Source organism: uncultured Gilliamella sp. (assembly GCA_945271295.1).
Classification (GTDB): domain Bacteria; phylum Pseudomonadota; class Gammaproteobacteria; order Enterobacterales; family Orbaceae; genus Gilliamella.
The window spans coordinates 102,353-127,408 of record CALYPG010000004.1 but is presented as its reverse complement, the minus strand read 5'-3'; the positions used below and the strand labels follow the sequence as shown (position 1 = coordinate 127,408).

Sequence of the window (25,056 nt, the reverse complement as noted above, 5' to 3'; positions counted from 1 at the left end):
TCTAAATACAGTTGTAAAGATAAAAAGTAACTCGGCATCAGTTAATAAACAGTTAGGTATCTTTGTTAAGGAACAGGGAGATTATATCGCAGTTATCAATCTCACTTAGTTAACCAAGGCGGTTATAACAACCGTATTGCGATAATACATCAATTAATAAAAAGTAGGGATAATAATCTTTTAACGATATAGACATCCATATCGCTTTTATAAACTTGCAATTTGTAATGTGTTGTCATGGTTCGTCGGTTATTTCTGGGTAGTAAGGAACTAATGGATTATGTTTAAGTTGATATTGCCATTGTTTATCATCCATTGCTAACCAATAATGCGGATTACGCCCGGTTTGTTGGTCATGGATTAAGGTGGTCGGGTCTTTACTACGAAATTCTTCCAATAGAGTTATGTCAGGAAGCGGTTGACTAATATCCATATAATTTTGGACAAAATCCCATAACTCTTCATAACGGTTACTGCACCTAAAAAATCCCCTATCCGTATAGATAAATCGGAATAACGGTGATGCAAATAAAATAAATAAGTGAAACCAAAACGACCGATAACAGGCAATACAAAGGCATCCATTTCCACAAAAGGGGCACTGCGTATCTGCGGTGGCGCCTTTTTATTGCGTTTGTCATAGATAAACTGGCTTACCAGTCCGGTTTGGCGATTAATTTCCCACGGGCTACCCAATCCATGTTTGACGGGAAATAGTGTGTAGATTAACATGCTACCCAGCCATATAAATAAAGGGATACCAACTGTCAAATAATCAATAAGCATATCATTAAATTGTTCAATGAGAGAACCTCTAAATATGGCTGATAAAATTTTATCAACTATTGCTATAATAAACATAAAAATAGTTAATCCACGCCCCATTCGAATACATTGCACCAATATTGCGCCAAACTTTGAGAAGTTAATTGGTCTAATACAACGCTCGTTTACTGTGCCATAACGCTCATCTTTAAGCCAATCAGGTCGGGGGTCTTTTTGGGCATAGATCCGCATATGCCTCGGGGTAAATTGACTAAAAAGTTGATAAGGCACGCGCTGACAGGCGTTCCCCATAGCAAGCCGAATCATACGAGAATCAGGTTTTTGGTAATGCGCATCTAGCAATTGTGCTGTTTGGCTGTTGTAGGCTTGTTGTCCATAATATGTTGTCATAGGCATTAAGATCGTTCAAATGCTTTCTCAGACTATATTTTTCCCATCTGCAATTATAATCAGTAGTTTGAATAAAATTCTTTTTCTAAAATTAATTATGTTATTTTTGTATTCATAAAAGCGATATTTATATTTTAATCAAAGAACGGAAAAAATACGATATATTTCAGACAGTACCTTTTTTATTTTCATTGTTAATAATGAACAATTAATTAGATATTTCAATAGTTATTGATTGAGATTTATTGGTAAGATAGGATATGAATATATGTAATTTAGGTATACGATTGTTTTGTGCTTTTTTCTATCCAGAATTTTTTAGTTGTGCTTATAAGTAATATTTTGTCATTTATTGATGGTTAATCAATATATAACGCTGGTAAAACAATAGATCATTTTGTTGTTTTAATAGCAATGGGTTGTATCGTATATGTAATGCGTAAAAATTAAAGGTATAGCGGATAAATGAATTTTATACTTCTTAAGTTATAAAAATCAAAATTACTGCATTACATACATAGGAAAATTAAGGAGAGATAATAAAAATGGTTTCATTGATAGTCGGAATTATTATTTATGTTCTTCATGCACCATTTGCTTTATGTGACCAAAGTGATATTAATTCAATTTCTGTATTAAATAACCGACCGACTAAAAATTATCAATATTTACTTAAGCAATCCAATGGAAAAAAAATATTTTTATCCTCAAACAAGGATATGCCATCACAAATAGATAATATACAAACTGAATCTATTGTATTTCATGCAAGGATTGATGATAGTGGCTGTGGGAAAGGATATTTTTTGTTTGATAATATTGATAATTATAAATATTTTAATTCATTTGAAAAATATTTACTTTATTCACAATATATTGAAAAACAAATTGAACCAACGGCCTTAAATCTTGTTCAAGATGAAAATCACTTTTATCTTAATTTATCAAGTGAAAAGCTAATTGATAAATATTGTCAATTTAATGTTAAAGGGCGTACGATTTTAATCAAGGCTTTATTAGTGAAAGTGTACTCTAATAATGAGCAATTTAATTACTTAACAATAACAAATATACATTTTCAATAATCAGTAAATTGTTTGAGCTACTTTTTTTGGTGAAATATTTTTAACAATAGCAATAAGATTCAATAGAGTACAAGACACCATATGGTAAAGAAATAATCAAATAAACAGTGTTTAGTTTTCACGATAAATAGATACACTTAACTAAGATCTACGGTTATTCAGTTAATGACCTACTAATATTCAATTCCGATTTAATAGTTTGCAATAATTTCTATTTTAGCCTTGATCATTAATATAAACTGTATACTAATATCTTGGTTACTTTAAAAAAATCTTGATAAGATCTAGAAAGTCGTTTAATTTGTTAGTATAAATAAGCTTATCGGTATATATGTATAAAAGATGATTGAAATAATATTATAAAAGTAAATGTAAGTTCTTTTAACTTTGTAATTACTAATAATTAAAATCTAACTTACCTATATACATTTGGGGTATTAGACATAAGACTATCGCCAAACAACAAGGCGGAACTTGCTTGTCGACGTCTTATACTCGTAGTTGTGATAAATATACTTTTCGCTGCAGTAAAGGACATGAGTGGCAAACCAGTGGCAATAGTATTAAGTCCTCATTTTGATGGATTCATTCCACTAATTTAAAACAAGGCATTATGGCCATTTTTTGTATAATACTTAATCAGATTTATTAATAACATTACTTTACAACTGAAAATTAAGGTGGATTTATGGCAAGATCGCCAATAAAAAAGCAACTCAATGGTGTATCTCTATTAAAAGAATATGCAAGTTGGGTTTATTGTACAGGTTGCAAAAAGACAATTGCTTATTTATGTTATATAACTTACGATAAATGTCATCTTGATTTTGAATGTTCATGTGGTTCTAAAGGTAATTTATATATCAGTTTCACCAACGCTGAATATGCACCAAATAAACACCCCCTTGCTATAGTTAAAAACAGATTATGTTGCCCTACAGACCAATCACCACTGATAACTTTTGTTGAAAAAAACTTAATGCATTACAATTGTCATATAGCCTGTGCTAGTTGTAAAAATGAATTTTTCCATAACAAGTAATTAAACGAGGGATACTATGAACCAAACTCTTCCTGATATAGCTTTTTTCCATAAATTAGTGGAGGTGGCCAGTAAGCAAACCTTGCCTCGTTTTCGGTCTTCAGGCAATTTACATATAGACACTAAACCAAAAGAGGGCTTTCGCTTTGATCCAGTAACTGATGCCGATCGTGAAGCAGAAAGGGCGATTCGAGCACTCATTAATGAAACTTACCCTGAACATGCCATTATGGGTGAAGAATTTGGTACTACCGGTAGCGGCCCTATCCAGTGGGTACTGGATCCAGTTGATGGTACCCGTCCATTCCTATGTGGTATACCCGTTTGGGGAACCTTAATTGGTTTATTACAAAACCATCGGGCAGTAATGGGAATAATGAGTCAACCTTTTACTAATGAAATATTTTGGGCTGATGGCAAACAGGCATGGACTAAAGGGCCTCTGGGTGAAATGCAGTTGAAAACTCGCCAAAATGTGACATTGTCACAAGCAATATTACATACCACCTCTGCTGAATTAGCATCAGCTTACCCACAAGTTAATTTCAAAGCATTATCAGAACAGACCTTAATGACTCGCTTTGGTGGTGAATGTTATGCTATGGCAATGTTAGCCGCAGGGCAGATCGATCTTTGTTTTGAGTTTTCATTACAACCTTATGATATTGTTGCTTTGATTCCAATTATTGAACAAGCTGGAGGTGTGGTTACCACTTTAACTGGTCAACGTGCTGAGTCAGGTGGATCTGTGCTTGCTTCTGCTAATGCAGTTTTACATGAACAAGCATTAAATGTACTTAATCATTAGCGATTTTGCTGTTATTGGCTAAGAAACTATCTAATTATATGATGATCACTGATATGTGAACAATACATTGCATATGTTTGATTTAGTATTATCCTTTGTTTTACTTCTATGTAGGTAGAAGTTTCATTTCTTTCAATGCCAGTTAGTATGGCAGATCAAAATGACTATCTTATTACTTTAAAGTTCCAAGCAGATTAATGACAAAATTATGCAAGCTTTTAACCTGTGGTAATTAGGATGCAACATCATTATAAACAAAGTGTTCTAATTATGGATGTTAAAAATCGGCATTGCGTAAAGTTGCTGTTATACATTTCTAACCTATTGATATTGTTGTTTGAATTAATAAACGTAATGACTTTTTGATTAGAAAAAAATGATGGTGAACTTATTTCAAATTTCAACATGAAATAATTAAATAGTAAAATATATTAAAAAATGAAAATTAATATTAATATTGATATTGCGTGATGACGATCACAAAAATGAGTTTTATTTTTTAAAAGGTCTTTTAACATGTAGTTTATGAAGAGATCATTAGTAAATCATTTTATGAAAAGGTAAATGAAATTGGCCAAAGTAAATACTTCATTATTAAAAAGAAGATTAGATATTGCTGAGATAGTTAGGAAGCAAGGTGAAGTTAAAGTTGATGAATTATCAGAATTACTGAATGTTTCGGGTGTAACTATAAGACAAGATTTAAATTATCTAGAACAACAAGGTTATCTTAAACGATCATTTGGGGGTGCCATTTATTTGCAAGCAAAAAAGAATATTAGTAAATCTCATCATGAATCAAAAATTGAAATTAACAATTGTTCTTCGGATATTAGTTTGATTATGCGATGTTTGTCGTTTATCAATGATGGAGATACAGTCTGTTTATTAAATGGCAGTATTACTAAAAAATTAATTCCTTATTTGTATGATAAGAAAAATATCACTTTGATAGTGAATGATTTAAGTCATGCAATGTTAGCTAAAGAATATGTTCAAGGTGAAATAGTCGTAATTGGTGGGATTCTCAATGCAAATTGTGTTATTTTTGATGAAAATAATATTCAAACTCTTTTATCAAAATATGAATTGTCTATTGTTGTATTTGAAATAGAGGCTATTCACTCAGACGATGAAGTTGCTATTTCAAATATGCAATTGACTGAAGGTTATCAATTATTGTTAAAGAGTGCTCGTTGTAGTTTGGCTTTGTTACCTTACCGAGTTGTAGAAAATGATACTTTTGGATTTGGTTCATTACAACAGTTTGATGTCTTAATTCTTTCTAACTCGACCATAGCTGAATATCATCAACAGATTGTTAATAATATATTTGAACAATGTAGCATTAATAAATATAGTGTTGTATATCAAAATACAGGGAGTATTTAAAGTGAGTGTCAAAATTTGTATTATTGGTGAGTTGTTAGTTGAATTTTTAGCAAAACAGCCTCATCAACGGTTTGACAAACCAGGCGAATTTATTGGTCCATTTCCTAGTGGTGCTCCTGCAATATTTGCTGATCAAATTGCTAAATTAGGATTTTCAGGTGTATTTTTTAGTTGTGTAGGAAAAGATCCTTTCGGAAGTATGTGCATAAAACGTTTAAAACAAGATGGCGTTAATGTTGATGGGATCTCTATTCATACCAAAATGAATACCGGTAGTGCTTTTGTCTCTTATCAATCTCAATATTTGCGAGATTTTATTTTTAATATTCCAAATAGTGCATGTGGGTTACTGTCATTTGATCATATTAATGAAAAATTATTAAAAGATTGTACTCATTTACATGTGATGGGATCTTCTCTTTATTCTTTTAGAGTTATAGATGCTATGAGAAAAGCCATTGATATTATAAAAAGTAATAATGGTACCATTTCATTTGATCCTAATATCCGCAAAGAAATGTTAAATATTCCAGAAATGATACAATCTTTTGATTATATTATTGAATTGTCTGATTTCTTTTTACCTAGTGAAAGTGAGGTTGGCTATTTTATTGAAGATAATGATGAATGTACCGCCTCGAATATGGCTTTATCAATTTTACGAAGAGGGGTCAAGCATGTTGTTGTTAAATCAGGTGAAAAAGGAGCAACTTATTATGGTTTTGATGACAAAAAGCAACTCAAAAGTTGCCATGTAGATGGATTCAAAAGTGAAGTAGTCGATCCTACTGGAGCAGGAGATTGTTTTGGAGCAACCTTCGTTAGCTTGATGTTAGCAGGGTATCGTGTTGACAAAGCATTGCTTTATGCTAATGCAAGTGGAAGCATTGCCGTTTCTAAATTGGGCCCTATGGAAGGAACTTCAACATTGCAAGAAATTGAACGCCTAATTAAAAAACACAGTAAAATTAGTTAATGTTTTAACAGTTTCATTGTAATTGTTTTGGAATGCATATATAGAAAGAGCACCTAAATAAGGTGCTTTTATATTATTGAAATAAATTAATTTTTCTCTTGCTGCATAAACTTTTCAATTTGTTCTAATGTTGATGTACCTTGCATCGGCCCTTGTTGTGTAACAGCAATCGCACCGCATGCATTAGCATACGTCAATGCTGTTCTAGGCGTTAACCCACGATGAATTAAAGCAATATAAGCCCCCCCAAAACAATCTCCTGCTCCTGTAGGATCTATTTCTTTTACTAAATGAGGTGAAATGTCAAAAAATTCTTTTCTTGAGTAATAACTAGCACCTTTATTACCTTTTTTCACAACAATGGAGGATATACCATTATTTAGATAATAATCAATTGCTTGTTTTTCATTATCTGTATTTGTTAACAGTGTAACTTCACTCTCACTTGGTAAGAAAATATCTGTTTGTTTTAGTATAAATAAAAGAGCATCTTTCACACCTGGTGAATGTAGTATCTCTTTACGAATATTAGGATCGAATGAAATGGTTCCATTATTTTGTTTGACAATATCTATAGCTTTTTTGGCTGTATTGAAAATTGTTTTGGAAAATAGCGAAGAACCCATAATGTGGAGATGATCACAATCTTGCAAAATATTTTGACTGACCATTTCTTCATTAATACAAGCACAAGCAGAATTTTTTATATTGAAAATGAAATCTCGGCTACCATCTTCATGATAAGTTACAAAAGCACTTCCTGTTGTTTGATCGTTAATAATGCTGATATTGGATATATCTACGCCATCACTTTGTAGTTTTTTAATATTTAGCTCACCGAAACCATCATTACCAACACAACTGATCATTGCTGCTTGTTCTCCTAATTTGGCTACTTGATCAATAAATATTGCTGGTGCACCACTTGCAAATGGTCCTTTCCAAATACCATCTTGGGTAAATAGTTGACCTTTTTGGTTTGCCATAATCTCAACAACAATTTCACCTAATGTAAAAATTTTTTTCATATTTATTCATCCTTATTTAGACTCGATTTTTTTTATTACGCACATCAATATATACAGCTAATAAAATTACTAACCCTTTAACAACGAGTTGGTAAAAATAAGGGATATTCATTAAATTCATGCCATTATTAATAACGCCAATAATTAGGGCGCCTATCATTGTTCCAATTATGGTACCATAACCGCCATTTAAGCTTGTTCCGCCTAAAACGGCAGAGGCAATTGCGTCTAATTCGTAACCTTGAGCCGTACTTGGTTGGCCTGAGTAAAGTCTTGATGCTAACAGTAATCCACTAATTCCAGCCAATAATGCGGTTATCATAAATACTTGTATTTTTAATTTTTTAACGTTTATTCCAGAATATATAGCGGCTTCTTTATTTCCACCTGTAATATATATTTTTCGTCCAAATGTTGTTTTGGATAAAATAAAATGGTTTACAATTAGCAATATTAATAAAATCCAAATTGGATTAGGTATTGAAAAAATATCACCATTACCTAATTCAAGAAATGTATCATCCATAATTATTTCAGGTTTTCCTTTTGTAATGATATAAGCAATACCACGGAAAATTCCCATTGTAGCGACCGTAACAATAAATGCAGGTATTCCAGCAAGAGCAGTTAAACTACCATTTATAAAACCAACAATAATTGAAAGCATCAAAGCGAGAAGTATTGCAATATAAAATGGTACTCCCCAAACTAAAGCTAAGGCAGCTAACGTTCCGGTTAAAGCAATTATAGAACCCACGGATAAATCTATATCGCCAAGAAGTAAGACATATGTCATTCCAAATGCGGTAATCGCAATAATTGATACTTGCAAGAAGATATTCATAACATTTGTGCTAGTTAAAAAGTTACTATTCATAAATGAAAAAAGAATGACTAAAGCAATAAGTCCGATAACAATTCCACCATATTGACGAAATATTCTAAAAAACTTATCTTTAAAATTAGTATGACTAATCGTCAATGTATTTTTACTAGTATTCATGTTGATGCTCCTGTTGCTATATTCATTACTTCTGGTTGAGTTAATCCTTCTGTATTAAATTCTTTTATAATTCTTTTGTTACGCATAACAAACAACCGATCACTCATAGCCATAACTTCGGGTAGTTCTGATGAAATCATGATGATTGCTGTTCCTCGTGCAGATAGTTCTCGTATTAACTTATATATTTCTAATTTTGCTCCAATATCTATTCCTCGCGTGGGTTCATCTAAAATTAGTATTTTAGGTTGCTGAACCAACCATTTTGCAATAACGATTTTTTGTTGATTACCACCACTTAAACTGCTCGTTATTTGGAATGGATTACTAGTTTTAATAGCCATTTTTTTTATGTAATGAATAGAATTCAATAGTTCTTTTTTACTATTAATAATAAAAGATGACTGGTGTTGAAAAGCAACATGATTAATATTTGAATCAACATCGTGCATTAGCACAAGTCCTTCATCCTTGCGGTTTTCTGTAACAAATGCAAGACCGTGTTCAATTGCTTGAGTTGGGGATTTAATATTGACTTTTTTACCTTTGATCAAAATATCGCCGTCGCACTCAGTGATACCAAACAGCGCTTTCATTACTTCTGAACGGCCAGAACCGACTAAACCAAAAAATCCTGCTACTTCACCAGAGTGAACGCTAAAACTAATATCTTTAAATTCTTTAATATGATTTAAGTTTTTAACCTCTAATAAAGGAATATTTTCTGATATTTCTTGTTTTAGTTTTGGTGGGTAAATATTTTGTACTTCACGACCAACCATTTCAGCTATGAGCTGTTCTATTGTCGTTTCTGTTTTTTTATGAGTTGCGATATATTCGCCATCGCGCATAATCGAAATATCATCAGATATACGCATGATTTCATCCATACGATGTGAAATATAGATAATGGCAACCCCTTTTTTTTTCAATTTTTCCACAATATTGAATAGTAATTCAGCTTCGTTATCACTTAACGATGAGGTTGGTTCATCCATGATTAACACTTGTGCCTGATAACTTAGTGCTTTCGCAATTTCGACTAATTGCCTCTTCGCCATAGACATTGTGCCAACAATTTGAGATGGGTTCATTTTGATGCCATACTCATTCAATAAGGCCGTGCAATTTTTAATCATCTCATCATCAGAGATAATGCCATATTTATTTGGTTCATTATTTGCGTAAATATTTTGAGCAATAGTCAAATTATTACTTAGACTTAATTCTTGAAAAACAATAGCAATTCCTATTTTCCTTGATTCTGTTGGGTTTTTGATATTTACTTTGTGACCTTTAAAGGTAATTGTTCCACTACTGGGCGAATAGATTCCAGCCAAAATTTTCATTAATGTGGATTTTCCAGCACCATTCTCACCTAGTAAGGTATGAACTCTTCCTTGATAGATGTCTAAACTCACATTTTTCAAAGCTTGAATTGGACCAAAATTTTTGGCAATAGAATCCACAGATAATATAATATTATTCATTAGTTGATTCCTTGTAAGAGGGATAGTTATTATCCTATCCCTAATTTTGAATTATTCTTTTCCTGTATATATGCCAGGCATTACGGGGATTACTTCATCGACTTTTTTACCATTTAGGTAGTCAATTGCAGTGGATATTGCTATTTCACCCAATTTATCCGGGTATTGCTGGATTACAGCAACAAATGTTTTTTCTTTATCTACGGCTTTTCTTGCTTCGTCCATACCATCAAAACCGATAATTTTTATATCATTATTTTTAACTGATTTTGCTGCGATAACTGCAGATAGTGCAGCATCATCACCAAAACCAAAAATACCATTTAAGGTTGGATAAGCCTGTAACATATTTTGTGCAACAGTAAGTGCTTCTGCTCGGGTAATACCAGTTTGGATAGAAACAATTTTGACACCAGGTGTTTTAGATAAACCTTTTTTAAATCCTTCTATGCGATCAACTACTGATTGCACCATTGGATAATCGATAATACCAACAGTGCCTTTTCCGTTTAGTAGTTTCCCCATCAATTCTCCTGCAGTAACACCACCAGCGTAATTATTTGTTGCAATATGACTCACAACTCTAACACCAATGGCGGGTACATCAACCGTAAAAACAGGAATATTGGCCTTTTCAGCTTTCAAAATGGCAGCTTGTACGCCTTTAGAATCAACCGGCGATATAATAATTAAATCAACTTTTTTAGTAATGAAATCTTCTATATCTGAAATTTGTTTATTGAGATCTTGATTTGCTATAGATAACGATAAAACAACATTTTCTTTTTGAGCTTTTTGCTCTATGGCATTAGCTAAAGATATATAAAAAGGGTGTTGTTGTGTTAATAATGAAACACCAATATGATTTTGCTTAGCATATGCACCCAAAGTGAAAAAAAATAGGGCAACCATACAAATGAGTTTTGGTATTTTTTTCATAGAAAAAGTCCTTTATTTATAAGAATGCGAATTAACCTTAACAAAAAAAGAATAATTCATCTAAATTTTAAAATATAACAATCTTGTAACTTATAAAATGTAATGCAAATAGTTAAAAATCTGGTTTAGTAAAACTGAGATTTTTAATTCTCTTTTTTTACTTACCGTAATATCAAATTAAAATCTTAATATTTCGGTAAATACGTGTAACACAATGTTACCAGTTATAAGTATAGTTATTGATGTAAATATTGTTGTGATATAACTCTCAAATTTTCGAAATAAAAGTAAATAATTAAATTATGATTTCATTTTGAAAGTGTGAGTGTATAAGAAGGCAGTATAAAAAAAACTGTTTTTATTTTAGGATTAGTGTTTTATTCTTAAATAAGTGACTAGATAATTTATTAAAAAATTTGGCTGCACATCGATAGGTCACTCAAAGCCTAATACCAGCTAAATGAGGAGCGGAACGTTACTGTTTGCCAATTAAGACAATAAAATACTAAAAAGTATGGGCATACCAAAGTAAAAAGTCAAACTAGGAGTCTTGATGAATATAAAATTTATTTTATTAACATTGCTTTTGATCAAACCAATTATTAGCACGGGCGCAACTAAAGGTTCAACTATTACTGGCGAAAATAGCATGGCTAAACCTGATTTTACAAATAGACTGACACCGCCAGAGCGAGAAGAGTTAATGACAACGATTAAGATAGCAATAAGAGTATTAAATGATAATAATTTATTAGAAGAACAAAAAGAATCAAAATTTTTTGATAGTTTCAGTTATAAGTATCCAAAAAATGGTCCGATAGATAAAGTGTCTTTAACTAAAAATCTATTTTTAAAATTAAATTTAACTAAAAATAACAAAGATGGGATTGCTTGGAATTCCGGTAATATTTCGTTTGATCACAATAGATTTAATACTAATGAGTTAACAACTTTATTTACTGCTGAAGATTTTACCGAAGAATTGGATTTAATTTTTGAAGAGAAAAATAAAAAAGTAATTGTGTCAAATGGAAAAGAACTTGGCTCCTTTTATTTATACACTTATCATTGGAAGCTTAATCCTAAATTAAAAGTTATGTTTAGAGTACACAATAAGTTCTTTATTGAAAAGGATGATTATCCAAGAGACTTTTTTTTAGTGAGTTTTCAACTTGAATAGTGCACAGATCTTCATCTAAAAAGTAGATGGAAGTCTCTTCTATGTTATAAATAAAAATCATAGAAAAAATTAGCATGGTCAAAAAATTTAGTCTTAAATTCAAACAACAATCCGCTGATTATGCACTGATAAATGCACACCTTTTTTATAAGTAAACTAACCAATCATTTTGGCATAGGTAATCAACCCTCGATCAATAAACTTGCCCCCAATAAAATTAGTCGCTGCGAATTAACGCCAGAGGAGCAACGGATTATTGCGCTTAGAAAAGAAAAGTAAAAGAAGCTGAAGCTGGCATTCCGGTTAAGGAGCTTTGCCAAAAATATGCCATAGGAAACTCAACTTTTTACAAATGGCGAGAAAAATAGGACGGTATGGACACCTCAGATATCAAGCGATTAAAGGAATTAGAATCAGAAAATCGTAATATTAAACAAATGGTTGCGCAATTGAGTTTAAAATCACAGTTACAGGAAGAAATCATGAAAAAGCTGTAGTGCCAACTAAGGCTCGTAAGAGATGGGCAGAGAAATTACAAACCATTAAATGCCTTACTATAGCCCTAAGTTGTGCAATTGTTGGCTTAAGTCGCTGTGCTTACTATTATCAACCTAAGTTACAGGATGATTCGAGATTATTTCAATACTCAATACGATTATCGACCAGCATTTACGTTGGGGTTTTCCTAAATGTTTTAATCGCATCAGAAAGCTTGGTTATAAATGGAATTGACTATATTGAACGATTTAATCGTATTTATCGAATAGAAATATTGGACTTATATCTTTTTAACAATCAGAAGCAAGTAAGGAAAATAACTGAGGAGTGGTTAACCATTTATAATACCGAAAGACCCATGAGGCATTAAATAATATAACGCCGATTAAATATAAAACACTAAAACATCCGGAGTAATTTTCAACGTGAGTTGTGTACTAAGAATGGGGTATTTACAAGGATATTTTTACTGATGATATCTTTTGGCTTGGTTCGGTGACACTGTAAATAAGGCTGCCATGGATAACGTAAATCCAGTAATTGTTCTACCACGTCAACGGTTTGACAGAATGGGGGAGAACAACAATTTGATTTTATGATAAAACTGGACGTTATAGGAAATATTGGCATGAAAACTTGGAGCGGGAAACGAGGTTCGAACTCGCGACCTCAACCTTGGCAAGGTTGCGCTCTACCAACTGAGCTATTCCCGCATATGAGATGTTAATTAAGTGGTGCCCGGGGCGAGACTTGAACTCGCACGGCCAAAAAGGCCGAGGGATTTTAAATCCCTTGTGTCTACCGATTTCACCACCCGGGCTCAAAACAGATATTTGTTACAACATCGCTTTGAATGCTGTGCATTTTACCCATCTTATTTATTCAGTCAATAAAAAAATGAAAATAATTGATTAATTGCTCAATGTTTGTCTGGTTTTTTAATTAATTAGCTACATTTTGGTATTTTAATAAAATAGGATATAAGCAACTATTCGTCATCAAGTAAATCGCTATGTGCTATCCATAAATATTGACACATTGAAAGTAGTGTTAAAATGGTTGCAATTAATAACGCTATTAAACCTGCATAAATGACTAAATCACAAGGGCGCCAAAGTAACCAAGTTAATGCAGTCATTTGAGCAATGGTTTTAATTTTACCTATTGAGGACACTTTTACATTATTTCGTTTACCCATTTCAGCCATCCATTCACGTAAGGCTGAAATAACAATTTCACGAGAAACAATAATAATAGCCGGAACTGAAATCCACCATGCTTGATAATATTGAGTGATGAGTACTAAAGCGATAGTAACCATAATTTTATCAGCAACAGGGTCTAAAAATGCACCAAATTTGGTTGTTTGGCCTAAGCGACGAGCAAGGTAACCATCTAAAACATCTGTCACTGCTGCTATTAAAAATAATAGTGCAGAAAAAAAGCCTGACCATTCATCAGGGAATAGATAAAATGCCAGCACAAAAAAAGGAATTAAAATAATTCTAAATAATGTTAAGATTGTTGGAAAATTGATTTTCATGTGACATATGCTCTTTTTGTTTTATTAATCAAACCATTAGCGATAGTTAAAAAAACAGTATTTTCTTGATGCTTATGTTGCCTGAAAAATGTTAATTTTTCAATGTGTTATTGTTGTAAATTTAGATAAATTTTTTCAGCTAATGATTTTGAAATACCTTGAACTTGTGCAATTTCATCGATACTCGCATTTTTTAGCTCTCTTAACCCGCCAAAATGCTTAAGTAATGCCTGTCTCTTTTTCGCGCCGATGCCTTCGATATGTTCCAAAGCACTATCTGTCAGTTGCTTAACACCTTTTTTACGTTGTCCAACAATAGCATGATCATGCGAAGCATTACGAATTTGCTGAATTAATAATAGAGCAGGGGAATGTTCATCTAGATAATGTCCAGTGCCATGTGCTTCAAAAAAAAGCGTTTCTAACCCTTCTTTACGTTCCGCACCTTTTGCCACCCCAATTAAAATTGGGTGTGATTTATCCCAATTTACCTCTAATTGTGCAAATACGTGTAATGCTTGATTTAATTGTCCTTTGCCACCATCAATGAATATGATATCTGGTATTTTTTCATCTGGTAGATCTTTTTTGCTATAGCGACGTGTTAAGACTTGTTCCATTGCTGCATAATCATCACCAGGAGTGATACCAGTAATATTATAACGACGAAATTCAGATTTAACTGGACCAGTTTCATCAAAAACAACACAAGAAGCTATAGTATTTTTACCCATAAAATGGCTGATATCAAAACATTCCATACGATTGATTTTATCAATACCTAAGAAGGTTTTAAGCGCATCATATCGTTGTTTTATTGTGGAATTTTCTAGCAACTTATTTTTGACTTCAGTTTGTGCATTTATGGTGGCAATATTTAGTAATTTTAGATTATCACCTTTAGGCTCATCCACCAATTTTACCTGATGCTCGGCTAAAAGTGACAGTGTCTCTTCCATAGGTTGTTTGTCGGAAAGAGAAAAGTTAAGTAAAATCTTTTTCGGGATATTACGATTTTGATTGCCTTGTAGATAAAATTGTCCTAAAAATGTTTCAATCACTTCTTCCAATTCTGTATTAGACGGTACTTTAGGAAAGTAAGAGCGATGACCAAATGTTTGACCATTGCGAATAAATAAAACATAAATACAAGCTAAACCTAATTCATAATGGAAGCCGATCACATCAAGGTTGTCGTTATTATTATAGATTGCTTGTTTTTCATTAATATGCTTGATAGCTTGTAATTGATCGCGCAGTACTGCGGCTTTCTCGAAATTTAACTCACTACTTGCTTTATGCATATCTTCTGTTATTTTTTGTAAAATTTGTTCAGATTGTCCTGATAGAAATAATCTTACATAATTAACTTGTTCTTCATAATCTTCATCACTGACTAAACCCGGTACACAAGGCCCTAAACAACGTTTGATTTGATATTGCAAACATGGACGAGTTCGATTGCGGTAAGTAGTGTTTAAGCATTGCCTTATCGGAAAGGTTTTTTGTAATAAGGTCAATATTTGTTTGACAGCATATCCACTTGGATATGGACCAAAAAATTCGTCTTTTTTGCGATTAATTGCACCTCGATAAAGTGATAGTTGTGGATGTCGTTCTTTGCTGAGTTTAATAAAAGGGTAACTTTTATCATCCTTCAAAAGTACATTATAACGAGGTTGATATTTTTTGATGTATGTTTGTTCAAGCAATAATGCTTCAGTTTCGGTATTAGTTATCGTAAATTCAATTCGATGAATATGACTCACTAATCTATCAGTTTTTATTGTTTTTTTACTGCTATTGAAATAACTTTTTAGACGATTCTTAAGATCTTTGGCTTTGCCCACATATATAATCGTCTCTTTATCATTAAACATCTGATAAATACCTGGTTTATGTGGGACAGTTTTTAAGAAGGCTATTGAATCAAATTGGCTCATATTAGTTTTCAAATGTGAGGGCTTTTTTCTCTATTAACCTCATAATGGTGCTTAATAAACCGTTTATCAAGAGGTATATTAGTCCAGCCACGATAAAAATAGAAAAATCATAGTATTCACCATTTAATAGACCACTATATCCCATAACATCCATTACTGGGATCATTGATGCTAATGCGGTTCCTTTTACTACAAAAACGACTTCATTGGAGTAGGTTGAAAGCGCTCGTTTCAAGGCATATGGTAATACTACTTTCAGCGTTTGGCATTTATTCATACCTAAAGCTTTACAAGCTTGCCATTGACCTTGTGGAACAGACTTTAATGCTCCATAAAAAATTTGCGTAGTATAAGCAGCGCTATTTAGTGTTAAAGCTAAATAAGCACAAAACCAAGGTGAAGAAATGATGTTATAAAAAGTTGGTACTTTACTTAAAATATTACCAAATTGTGATGGTCCATAATAGATTAAAAATAGTTGTACAAGTAATGGAGAACCAGTAAATATCGTAATATAAATACGAATGATTTTAGACGAAATATAAGAATTCAATGATAATAAACAAGAAAAAATAATCGCTAATAGTCCTGCTGATAAAATACCCAAAACGCTCAGACTTAATGTATCAGGAAGACCTTGAATAATGATTTTAAGATAGTAGATAAAATTATCTGACATACTATTACCTATTAACTGAATTAGATTGTTCAAAATAAATTGCTCTTTTTTCAATTCTTTGAATTACTTTTTGGCTTAAAACCGAAATTATTAAATAAATAATCATAGCAATAAAATACCAGATAAATGGTTGATTTGTTCTGGCGATTATCGTTTTTGTTTGCATCATTAGGTCGTCAATAGCTATTGCTGAAACTAATGCAGTATCTTTTAATAAAATTAACCATTGATTACTTAATCCAGGTAAAGCATGACGCCACATTTGCGGCATAATAATGCGAAAGAACGTACGGGATTTGCTTAATCCAAGAACTTGAGCAGCTTGCTTTTGCCCACTTGAAATAGCTTTAAATGCACCGCGCAGTGTTTGTGAAGCATAGACAGCATAAAGTAATGATAATGCAATCACACCACATAAAAATGGATCTGGCTGAGTATTAGTAATATTAATTTGTAAAATAAAAGATGTAATACCAAGAGAGATAGTAATTCCATCATTTAAGGCCTTCAATAACAATGGTAATCCATTATAAATTGCTAAGACAATTAATAATTCAGGTAATGCACGAATCGTTAAATTAAATAACGACATTAACCAGGCAACAGGTTTGAACGGCGCCGATTCTAATAGGGTAAAGACAAAAGCCAAGATCATCCCAATGATTAATGACACAGTTGCCAATGATATTGTGATTAACGTTGCTTGGGCTAATGGTAAAATGTATCCATCAAAAATGGACAAGAGCCAATTCATTCCATTTGCTAAAAAATCTAACATAAAAAAACCATAGTTAAATTAAAAAATAAATTCGCCGCAATATAATGCGGCGAGATCACACTAATATAGTGAATTAAATATATAAAATTATTGGTTAAACCATTTTTTATAAATGGCATCTAACTCACCATTAGCTTTTAGTTTATCTATCGCTTGGTTGAATTGATCTAGTAATTGCTCATTACCTTTACGCAAAGCAATACCTAAACCTTCACCAAAAAATTCACGATCAGTTATTTTATCACTTAATGGCATAATATCTGCATCTTTACTTAGCCAATCACCAGCAACGAATGAACTAGCTACAATTGCATCAATACGTTTAGCTTTCAAATCTAAAAATGCAAATTGATAGCTATCATAACTAACTGGTTTAACATCAGGGTATTTTTCGTTTATATATTTTGAATAAGTGGTACCTTTTTGAATACCTACACGTTTACCTTTTAATTGATCTAAGGTAGTTAATGAGTCTTTTAATGTAATAAATTGAATTGAACTATCATCATAATAAATTTTGGTGAAATCAACTTGTTTTTGGCGTTCAGGAGTAATATCAATACCTGCAATTGCAGCATCAATACGACGTGTTTTTAAACTAGGAATTAAACCATCGAAAGATTGATTAACGATTTTGCAAGAGACTTTCATTTCATCACAAATTTTATTGATTACATCAATATCAAATCCAATGATTTCATTTTTGTCATTAGTAAATTCAAAAGGCGCATAAGTCGCTTCAGTGCCAATAATTAGATTTTCAGCTGCCTGAGCAACAAAAGCTGTGCTTGCTAGTAAGATAGCTAATAAAGTTTTTTTCATATATCCACCCAATTTCATATTAATTAATGCGATAAATAAGATTTAAATTGTTCTGTCTTTGGATGAGCAAAGCTATCTAGTTGTCCTTGCTCAATAATTTTACCTTGTTCCATGTAAATTACTTGTGAGGCAACTTTGCGTGCAAAATCGACTTCATGAGTAACAATAATTTGTGTTATGCCTGTTTGTGAAAGCTCATTAATAATTTCAGCAATTTGTGATGTAATCGCTGGATCTAATGCGGCTGTAGGTTCATCAAACAATAAAATCTGTGGTTCCATCATTAATGCTCTGGCAATAGCTACTCGCTGTTGCTGCCCACCGGAAAGATGAAGTGGATAGCGGTGTGCCATTTCATCAATTTGTAATCGCTTTAAAATCGACATTGCTTTATCACTAGCTTCTTTCTTAGATAGTTTCAATACTTGACATGGTGCTTCAATTAAATTTTCAGTTACTGTTAAATGCGGCCATAAATTATAATTTTGAAAAACCATACCAACATTTTTCCTAAGTTCTCGTACTTTTGGTTCACTGATTTTTTCTGTAAAGTCAAAATGCGAATTTGCGATAGTCATTTCCCCTGAAGTTGGGATTTCAAGTAAATTAAATACTTTTAATAAAGAGCTTTTGCCTGCACCACTTTGACCTAATAAAACAATCGTTTCGCCAAGCGGATAACAAAGAGAAACATCATTTAATGCTTGATGGCTACCATAAAAGCAGTTGATATGCTTTAATTCTATATTCATTATTAATTATTGCTTAATGTTTAAAATTGACTAAATATTACTTTTTATTGCATAAAAATGCAATCTAAAATATGAGACAATGCATTTTTTAGATACAATTTATACTGAAACGTATAGCTGACCTGAAACATTTTGGCAAGAACATTAATTAGGAAAATTAATGTTCATGATTGATAATAGGAATAACAGGGCCTAAATATTTAGGTTCTTTATTAATAATATAAAGATCAATAAAGGTAGCAACACGAGCAAACATTTCTCGAATGCGAACTAATTTCATTTTTCGGGGAGCCGGTACTGCAAAACATTGAGCTTCAATCCCTTGAGCTAAAGCGATAAAGATTGCCCGTTCACAATGAAATTGTTGGGTAATAATTGTAAAGTTATGAGCATCGAAGACTTTATAAGCACGAACCACCGAATCAAATGTACGAAATCCTGCATAATCTAAAACAATTGAATCTTGTGGAATGCCTGCTTTAATTAAATCTTTTTGCATTGTTATTGGTTCATTATAGCTTAGTAAAGCGTTATCACCACTTAGTAATAAGTAATCAACCTTGCCTTGCCAATAAAGATCAATAGCACCATCTATGCGATTTCTGTAAAAACCATTTATGCCACCACCACGTACATATTTTGATGTACCTAGAACAACACCAATAGCTCGGTAGGGGAGTTTATTTTCGTCATGATAGATATAAGGAGCGGTTTTATAACTTATCCAATAATCAAGACCGATAATGATAGACATTATAATCAAACATAAACTAATAAAATAAGTGATAACCCTTTTCAACTTCATACTAAAACCAATCAAAAATAAATACCATTGTCGGGAATATAAACGGTGCTATTAATGAAGTAATTATACCACATAGTACTAACGACAAAGAACTATACGCGCCTTCATTATAGTCAACTTCAATACATCTAGCTGTACCGACAGCATGTGATACAGCACCGATAGATAATCCACGTGCGGCTACTAATTTTATCCGGAAAAAGTTCAATAATTGGTGACCAAATATTCCACCTAAAGTACCAACAAATATAACACAAAAAGCAGCTATGGATTGTATACCACCTTGACTATCAGCAATGGTTACTGCTATTGCTGTTGTAACCGATTTAGGTAACACTGATGCTGCGATTTCATGATTACCACCCAACCAAAAAACGATACTAACACCAGTTATCATTGACGCAATTGAAGCAGTAAAAGTAATAATCATTATAGATTTCCAGCGAGCTTTAATTTGAGGAATTAGCTCATATAATGGGTAAGCTAATGCTACTACAGAATAAGGTAATAACTCATTAATAATTCGTACGTTACCAACATATTCCGTGTAAGTTGTTTGGGTGATTAATAATATAGGAATTAAAATAATAACAGAAATTACTAATGGATTGAATAATGGTGTTTTTATTTTAAATGATAGTTTACGAATAATAAGAAAAACACAAATGGTTAATGGTAACATCCATATCATGATTGATTTTCCTTATTATTAGTTGCAGTAATTGCTGGTTTAATACGAGGTTTGTGCAAAGATTCAGTTAAAAATGCTGTTAAAAATAATACGATTATTGATCCACCAATGCAGCCAAAAATAATTGGTACCCAGTTGTCCAATAATAGTGAATAAGTATCCATTATACCCATTGCTGCTGGAATAAATAGTACTGTCATGTAACGCATAAATAAATTACAACTGTTTTTAATCCAACAAGTAGGAATCAACTGAAATGCTAGTAAGAAGAACAAAATTAATAAACCAATAATACTGCCGGGTATCATTATAGGTAATGTTTTAGAGATGATATTACCGATCCATAAACAAAAGGTTAAGATGATTAACCCTCGTCCGTAACTGAAAAGTGTGTAGTACAAAGAATATAGTCTATGCTTTATTGTAGCGTGTTTAGCTAAAAAGTGTTTCATAATATATAAGTACTAATTATTTTATTTTTTAATGATGAGAAATTATATTGATATATAAAAAGGAATAATAATGTTCGCACGTTATCATACGCCCCTCAAATTCAATTATCCAACTAAATAATAGCAATAATTATATAAATTTTTAATAATTGTTAATTTTTCTGGTTGTTGATTATAAATTTCTGCCAGTTGTTCTAAATGTAATAAATAGTCTCGTATTTTGTTTGTATTAAGCTTGTCACGACAATAATCTTTCCAAATTATTTGTTCTTGTTCGGTTAATGTTTGGGGATAATTACGAGCTTTGTATCTAAAAAATAATGTTGTTAGCCGAGAATCATCAAATGTCATTGACAAAGTGTCTAATAAATTAGGTGATGTAGTTCGAATAGTTTCACAACGTGATTTATCTTGATTATTTAAAAATCTATTGTAAATTTGGGCTTCCACGTCCAGATCGACGGAGTAATCATTATTTGTATTAAATAATTCTCTCATTTTATCTTGTAAAATACTTTGATGCTGTAACAATTTTTGTTGTTTATGTAAGCATTGTTCCACATTAATATCAAATCGTTTAGCATTTTCAGACAATAGAGTTTTAATTGGTGCAACAATAGGACATTTATTAATATGAATTAACTTTAAAGGAATACGTGATTCATCAAGATCAAGGTTTTCAGTTTTGGTATAAAGCTTTTCTCTAATGTATTCGACAGGTAAATCGATAATTGAATCAATATCACCAGTAAGATCGCAAACTATAACAGCATTATTTTGTACAGGATGCCAGGCTATAGGACACACTAATGATAAATTACCACGATAACTACCTAGCATTCCTGAAACATGAACAAGAGGTGTCATATTGACAATATCAATAAGCTCGGCGACTTTATTTTTATTACGTAATGAGAAAAAATAATTAAATAATTTTGGTTGTTTTTCTTTAATTAATTTAGCCATAGCAATAGTTGCATAAACATCGGACATGGCATCATGAGCATGTTCGTGAGTGATATTATTTTCTTTAGATAAATGTTCTAAACGAAAGCTTACCAACCCCGCATCATTTATTGGCCAATTAATACCTTCAGGACGTAAGGCATAACAAGCGCGAACAATATCAAGAAGATCCCATCTGGAATTTCCATTTTGCCAACTATAAGCATAAGGATCATAAAAATTACGATATAAAAGATTACGTGTCACTTCATCATCAAAACGGATATTGTTATAGCCTAATATACAAGTATTGGGTTTATTAAAAGCTTGATGAATTTGCTTAGTAAATTCTGCTTCACAAAGTCCTTTTAGATTGGTTTCTTGAGGCGTTATGCCTGTAACTAACACCGCTTCCGGGTTGGGTAAATAATCTTGAGATTGCTGACAATATATAACTAGTGGTTCTTCAATAATATTAAAGTTACTATCTGTGCGGACGCCAGCAAATTGAGCTGGTCTATCTAAGGCAGGATTAATGCCAAAAGTCTCATAGTCATGGAAGTAAAAAGTTAACTGTCGGTCATTATTTTTCATTATACAGTTGTGCTCATGATTGTTATTTTATTGATTTATTCTCAATAAATTATAATTGTTTTTTTACATTTTTATTTACAAGTAATTAAATATTATTTATTTGTAAACTTGCAAATATTTTAGCTTCTAAAAATTCGCATTACTTAAAATAAAATTTATTATAACTTATAAAAAATAATTACCAATTTTAAGGTTGTTATCTATCTAGGTCTTTATTTTCAACAGGAGGGTGAAGTTTGAATAATATTTGCTAGCTTTTCAAGAGTTAGTCTTAAATACTTAGGCATTGCTTCTAATTCTATTGAGTCCATAAGATTTTTAACATAAAGACCCAATTCAGTATCGCCTTCAACGATTAAACGACGTTGAAAGAATAGGGTATCAGGATCCTGACGTCTGGTTGCTATCATAATGAGATCATTGGCATTTCCAATAAAACTCACATCAGCAATTTCTTCTCGACTTACCACAAGTTTGTTATCAATCAGACTAACAAACCAAATTAATTGCAGATCAACAACTTGAATTTTAAGCCAGCGATTCTCAAGAAAATCAAGATCACCATCTTCAAGCGAATTTTTAAATTGTAATTGCAATAGTTGCTCAATAGCTCTTTTTTTGATCTCGAAGGGTATATAACGTAATGTTAACCCCAGCATTTGTGGGGTTTTATTGACAAATTGTGAGTGGAGAAACTTAAGAAATTGATGCTCTTTTTCAATCATTTAGGCATCTCCAGAAATCATTTTCTCATAAATATCTAAATCTGTATTTAAATGTTCAAAAGTCTCTTCACTTACTTCGCTACGAATTTTCATTTGTAATAAAGCTGTACGTTCAGCACCTATTGCGACTAGACGCATACGTCTTTCTAGATTTTCAGCTTCTAATGCTTTTTTTTCTAAATCTTTAAGACCTGTACGGCGTCGCAAAGAGCCAATAACACGGGACCCAACCTCATGAATAATTTCTTGATCTAAACCATCTTCAGTTGTTTCTTGTAATAAATTATTTTGCATTTTTTCAAGACTTACAATGGCTTCTTCAGCCATATAGCCTTTAACCGTTAAGATTTCATTATCTTGTTGAGAATTATCTAAAATAACCCTTCCACGTAGTAATATCGGTAATATTATTACTGCTGTAATTAATGAAATCAATATTATTCCAGTTGCAATAAATACAAGTTGATAACGTCCCCCAATTGTCATTGGGATAGATAGCACACCAGCAAGCGTAATTGCACCTCGAACGCCAGCAAATGTTGATATTAATAAATCTCTTGTGGTATATGATTTAAAAGCAAGAGGGCGTCGGGTACCAAATGGCATGGTAGGCATATGTTTCATTGCCCATAACCAAGCAAACCTAGTTCCCATTAACACAATGAATACAAATAAAACGATTAAACAAAGTTGCCATACTTCAATTGATGAATCTCTTTGGTTTTCAGCAAAGGTACTAGTCAAAATACTTGGTAATTGAATACCTAATAGAACAAAAACAAAACCGTTAAAAACAAAAGTTAGCATTGACCAGGTACTGTCAGATTGTAAACGCGCTGTCAGCGGGGCGTTTCTCATCATTCCTGATTGATTCACTGTCATACCTGCGCTTACGGCAGCTAAAATACCTGAACAATGGCATTCTTCTGCAATAATATATGCCGCAAATGGTAATAGGAATAGTAATACAATTTGAATAGCCGAATCGTTATGGGTTAATTGATTTATTTTGCGTAGGATTCGTGCATATAGCCAAGTAAATAATACACCAATAGCTAATCCACCAATAGCTACAATGATAAAACTTAGACTAATTTGTAATAAATCGAACTGTATTGATCCTATTGCAATTAGGATAGCAAATTTTAATGAAACTAAGCCTGAAGCATCATTCATTAGCGCTTCACCTTCGATAATTTCCATTTTTTCTTTATCAATACGACCTTTCCCGACAATCCCACTTAATGCAACCGCATCGGTTGGTGATAATACTGCGGCTAATGCAAGAGCAGGTGCTAATTCAATTTCTTCTGGTAACATCCAATAAAGTAGGTAGCCTAAAGCAACAACAGTAATAACGACTAAAACCAATGCAAGCCCAACAATCTCTCTAACATTGTATACAAAATCTTTAACTGACGTTTTGCGGCCATCGGCAAATAATAATGGTGGTATAAATAACACTAGGAATAAAGTCGGATCAAATTTAACATAAATTCCGAAAGCAGCTAATATACATCCAAGTAATATTTGCATTAGTGGTAAAGGAATTTGCATAGGTAGCATTTTAATAAATACACCTGAAAGTGATACAATTAATACTATGAGTAATATTGTTGAAAAAAGTTCCATCGTTATTCTTTGGGTTATTTAAAATTAGTTACTGATTATATCGGAATTTTAACTAAATTTCAGGTAAAAATTTTTAAA

The 25,056-nt window shown here is 32.1% G+C and carries 24 protein-coding genes, 2 tRNA genes and 2 pseudogenes; 8 read left to right on the top strand and 20 right to left on the bottom strand.

Going from position 1 to position 25,056, the window contains the following annotated elements; translation table 11 throughout:
• Positions 1-235: 235 nt before the first annotated feature.
• Together Q0K76_RS03985 and Q0K76_RS03980 are read right to left on the bottom strand one after the other, a co-directional pair.
• A complete protein-coding gene (locus Q0K76_RS03985; RefSeq protein WP_294611700.1) occupies positions 236-433 on the bottom strand; it encodes a hypothetical protein in 198 nt (65 codons plus the stop codon).
• A complete protein-coding gene (locus tag Q0K76_RS03980) occupies positions 403-1,182 on the bottom strand; it encodes a hypothetical protein (protein WP_294611697.1) in 780 nt (259 codons plus the stop codon). The genes Q0K76_RS03985 and Q0K76_RS03980 overlap by 31 nt, the downstream gene beginning before the upstream one ends.
• Before the next feature lie 539 nt (positions 1,183-1,721).
• On the opposite strand from Q0K76_RS03980, the gene Q0K76_RS03975 reads away from it, so the two are divergent.
• The 5 genes from Q0K76_RS03975 (at position 1,722) to Q0K76_RS03955 (ending at position 6,479) form a co-directional block, all read left to right on the top strand.
• The gene (locus tag Q0K76_RS03975; protein WP_294611694.1) at positions 1,722-2,261 is read left to right on the top strand and encodes a hypothetical protein; all 540 of its coding nucleotides are present in this window, start codon (positions 1,722-1,724) and stop codon (positions 2,259-2,261) included.
• 688 nt (positions 2,262-2,949) lie between these two features.
• Positions 2,950-3,303: a hypothetical protein gene (locus tag Q0K76_RS03970; RefSeq protein ID WP_294611691.1), complete on the top strand. Its 354-nt coding sequence runs from the start codon at positions 2,950-2,952 to the stop codon at positions 3,301-3,303.
• Positions 3,304-3,319: 16 nt separating this feature from the next.
• Positions 3,320-4,111, top strand: coding sequence for a histidinol-phosphatase (gene hisN / locus Q0K76_RS03965; protein WP_294611689.1), 792 nt, complete (start codon positions 3,320-3,322; stop codon positions 4,109-4,111).
• A gap of 570 nt (positions 4,112-4,681) precedes the next feature.
• On the top strand, positions 4,682-5,503 hold the full coding sequence (locus Q0K76_RS03960; protein WP_294611686.1) for a DeoR/GlpR family DNA-binding transcription regulator: 822 nt from the start codon (positions 4,682-4,684) through the stop codon (positions 5,501-5,503).
• Position 5,504: 1 nt separating this feature from the next.
• Complete coding sequence (locus Q0K76_RS03955; protein WP_294611683.1) at positions 5,505-6,479, top strand: sugar kinase; 975 nt, start codon at positions 5,505-5,507, stop codon at positions 6,477-6,479.
• An 86-nt stretch (positions 6,480-6,565) separates the two neighbouring features.
• Here Q0K76_RS03955 and Q0K76_RS03950 read toward each other — a convergent pair whose 3' ends face one another.
• Genes Q0K76_RS03950 through Q0K76_RS03935 form a run of 4 tightly spaced genes read right to left on the bottom strand, consistent with a single transcriptional unit; the run spans position 6,566 to position 10,939 of the window.
• Positions 6,566-7,507 (bottom strand): sugar kinase, encoded by a 942-nt coding sequence (locus tag Q0K76_RS03950; protein ID WP_294611680.1) that lies wholly within the window; start codon positions 7,505-7,507, stop codon positions 6,566-6,568.
• Positions 7,508-7,523: 16 nt separating this feature from the next.
• A complete protein-coding gene (locus tag Q0K76_RS03945) occupies positions 7,524-8,510 on the bottom strand; it encodes an ABC transporter permease (RefSeq protein WP_294611677.1) in 987 nt (328 codons plus the stop codon).
• Entirely contained in the window at positions 8,507-10,000 is a 1,494-nt protein-coding gene (locus Q0K76_RS03940) for a sugar ABC transporter ATP-binding protein (protein WP_294611674.1), read from the bottom strand. Before Q0K76_RS03940 ends, Q0K76_RS03945 begins: the two co-directional genes overlap by 4 nt.
• Before the next feature lie 51 nt (positions 10,001-10,051).
• Positions 10,052-10,939: a substrate-binding domain-containing protein gene (locus Q0K76_RS03935; RefSeq protein ID WP_294611671.1), complete on the bottom strand. Its 888-nt coding sequence runs from the start codon at positions 10,937-10,939 to the stop codon at positions 10,052-10,054.
• 553 nt (positions 10,940-11,492) lie between these two features.
• Between Q0K76_RS03935 and Q0K76_RS03930 the strand changes: the two genes are divergently transcribed.
• The 3 genes and pseudogenes from Q0K76_RS03930 (at position 11,493) to Q0K76_RS12990 (ending at position 12,987) form a co-directional block, all read left to right on the top strand.
• Complete coding sequence (locus tag Q0K76_RS03930) at positions 11,493-12,119, top strand: hypothetical protein (RefSeq protein WP_294611668.1); 627 nt, start codon at positions 11,493-11,495, stop codon at positions 12,117-12,119.
• Positions 12,120-12,406: 287 nt separating this feature from the next.
• Positions 12,407-12,487: pseudogene (locus Q0K76_RS12995) on the top strand (hypothetical protein); the annotation flags it as partial.
• A 128-nt stretch (positions 12,488-12,615) separates the two neighbouring features.
• Positions 12,616-12,987, top strand: coding sequence for an integrase core domain-containing protein (locus Q0K76_RS12990; RefSeq protein WP_363322389.1), 372 nt, complete (start codon positions 12,616-12,618; stop codon positions 12,985-12,987).
• A 267-nt stretch (positions 12,988-13,254) separates the two neighbouring features.
• On the opposite strand, the gene Q0K76_RS03925 is transcribed toward Q0K76_RS12990, so the two are convergent.
• The 14 genes and pseudogenes from Q0K76_RS03925 to Q0K76_RS03860 all read right to left on the bottom strand — a co-directional run bounded on the left by Q0K76_RS03925 (position 13,255) and on the right by Q0K76_RS03860 (position 24,978).
• Positions 13,255-13,330 (bottom strand) — tRNA-Gly (locus Q0K76_RS03925).
• 19 nt (positions 13,331-13,349) lie between these two features.
• Positions 13,350-13,437, bottom strand: a tRNA-Leu gene (locus Q0K76_RS03920).
• Between the two features lie 168 nt (positions 13,438-13,605).
• The gene (pgsA, locus tag Q0K76_RS03915) at positions 13,606-14,160 is read right to left on the bottom strand and encodes a CDP-diacylglycerol--glycerol-3-phosphate 3-phosphatidyltransferase (protein ID WP_294611665.1); all 555 of its coding nucleotides are present in this window, start codon (positions 14,158-14,160) and stop codon (positions 13,606-13,608) included.
• A 107-nt stretch (positions 14,161-14,267) separates the two neighbouring features.
• A complete protein-coding gene (gene uvrC / locus Q0K76_RS03910) occupies positions 14,268-16,103 on the bottom strand; it encodes an excinuclease ABC subunit UvrC (protein ID WP_294611662.1) in 1,836 nt (611 codons plus the stop codon).
• A gap of 1 nt (position 16,104) precedes the next feature.
• Positions 16,105-16,782, bottom strand: a complete 678-nt coding sequence (artM, locus tag Q0K76_RS03905) for an arginine ABC transporter permease ArtM (protein WP_294611659.1) — start codon at positions 16,780-16,782, stop codon at positions 16,105-16,107.
• A gap of 4 nt (positions 16,783-16,786) precedes the next feature.
• Entirely contained in the window at positions 16,787-17,560 is a 774-nt protein-coding gene (artQ, locus tag Q0K76_RS03900; RefSeq protein WP_294611656.1) for an arginine ABC transporter permease ArtQ, read from the bottom strand.
• A gap of 87 nt (positions 17,561-17,647) precedes the next feature.
• Positions 17,648-18,382 carry a transporter substrate-binding domain-containing protein gene (locus tag Q0K76_RS03895; RefSeq protein WP_294611653.1) on the bottom strand — a complete coding sequence of 245 codons (735 nt, stop codon included), beginning with the start codon at positions 18,380-18,382 and terminating at the stop codon, positions 17,648-17,650.
• Positions 18,383-18,405: 23 nt separating this feature from the next.
• Positions 18,406-19,134: an arginine ABC transporter ATP-binding protein ArtP gene (artP, locus tag Q0K76_RS03890; RefSeq protein WP_294611650.1), complete on the bottom strand. Its 729-nt coding sequence runs from the start codon at positions 19,132-19,134 to the stop codon at positions 18,406-18,408.
• Positions 19,135-19,309: 175 nt separating this feature from the next.
• Positions 19,310-19,939, bottom strand: a pseudogene (locus Q0K76_RS03885) (ElyC/SanA/YdcF family protein); the annotation flags it as partial.
• Position 19,940: 1 nt separating this feature from the next.
• Positions 19,941-20,630, bottom strand: a complete 690-nt coding sequence (locus tag Q0K76_RS03880) for a CidB/LrgB family autolysis modulator (protein WP_294611644.1) — start codon at positions 20,628-20,630, stop codon at positions 19,941-19,943.
• Positions 20,627-21,082 (bottom strand): CidA/LrgA family protein, encoded by a 456-nt coding sequence (locus tag Q0K76_RS03875; RefSeq protein WP_294611642.1) that lies wholly within the window; start codon positions 21,080-21,082, stop codon positions 20,627-20,629. Before Q0K76_RS03875 ends, Q0K76_RS03880 begins: the two co-directional genes overlap by 4 nt.
• Before the next feature lie 105 nt (positions 21,083-21,187).
• Positions 21,188-22,621, bottom strand: a complete 1,434-nt coding sequence (gene sbcB / locus Q0K76_RS03870) for an exodeoxyribonuclease I (protein ID WP_294611639.1) — start codon at positions 22,619-22,621, stop codon at positions 21,188-21,190.
• A gap of 218 nt (positions 22,622-22,839) precedes the next feature.
• A complete protein-coding gene (locus tag Q0K76_RS03865; protein ID WP_294611637.1) occupies positions 22,840-23,346 on the bottom strand; it encodes an SCP2 domain-containing protein in 507 nt (168 codons plus the stop codon).
• On the bottom strand, positions 23,347-24,978 hold the full coding sequence (locus Q0K76_RS03860) for a Na+/H+ antiporter (protein ID WP_294611634.1): 1,632 nt from the start codon (positions 24,976-24,978) through the stop codon (positions 23,347-23,349).
• Positions 24,979-25,056 lie beyond the last annotated feature (78 nt).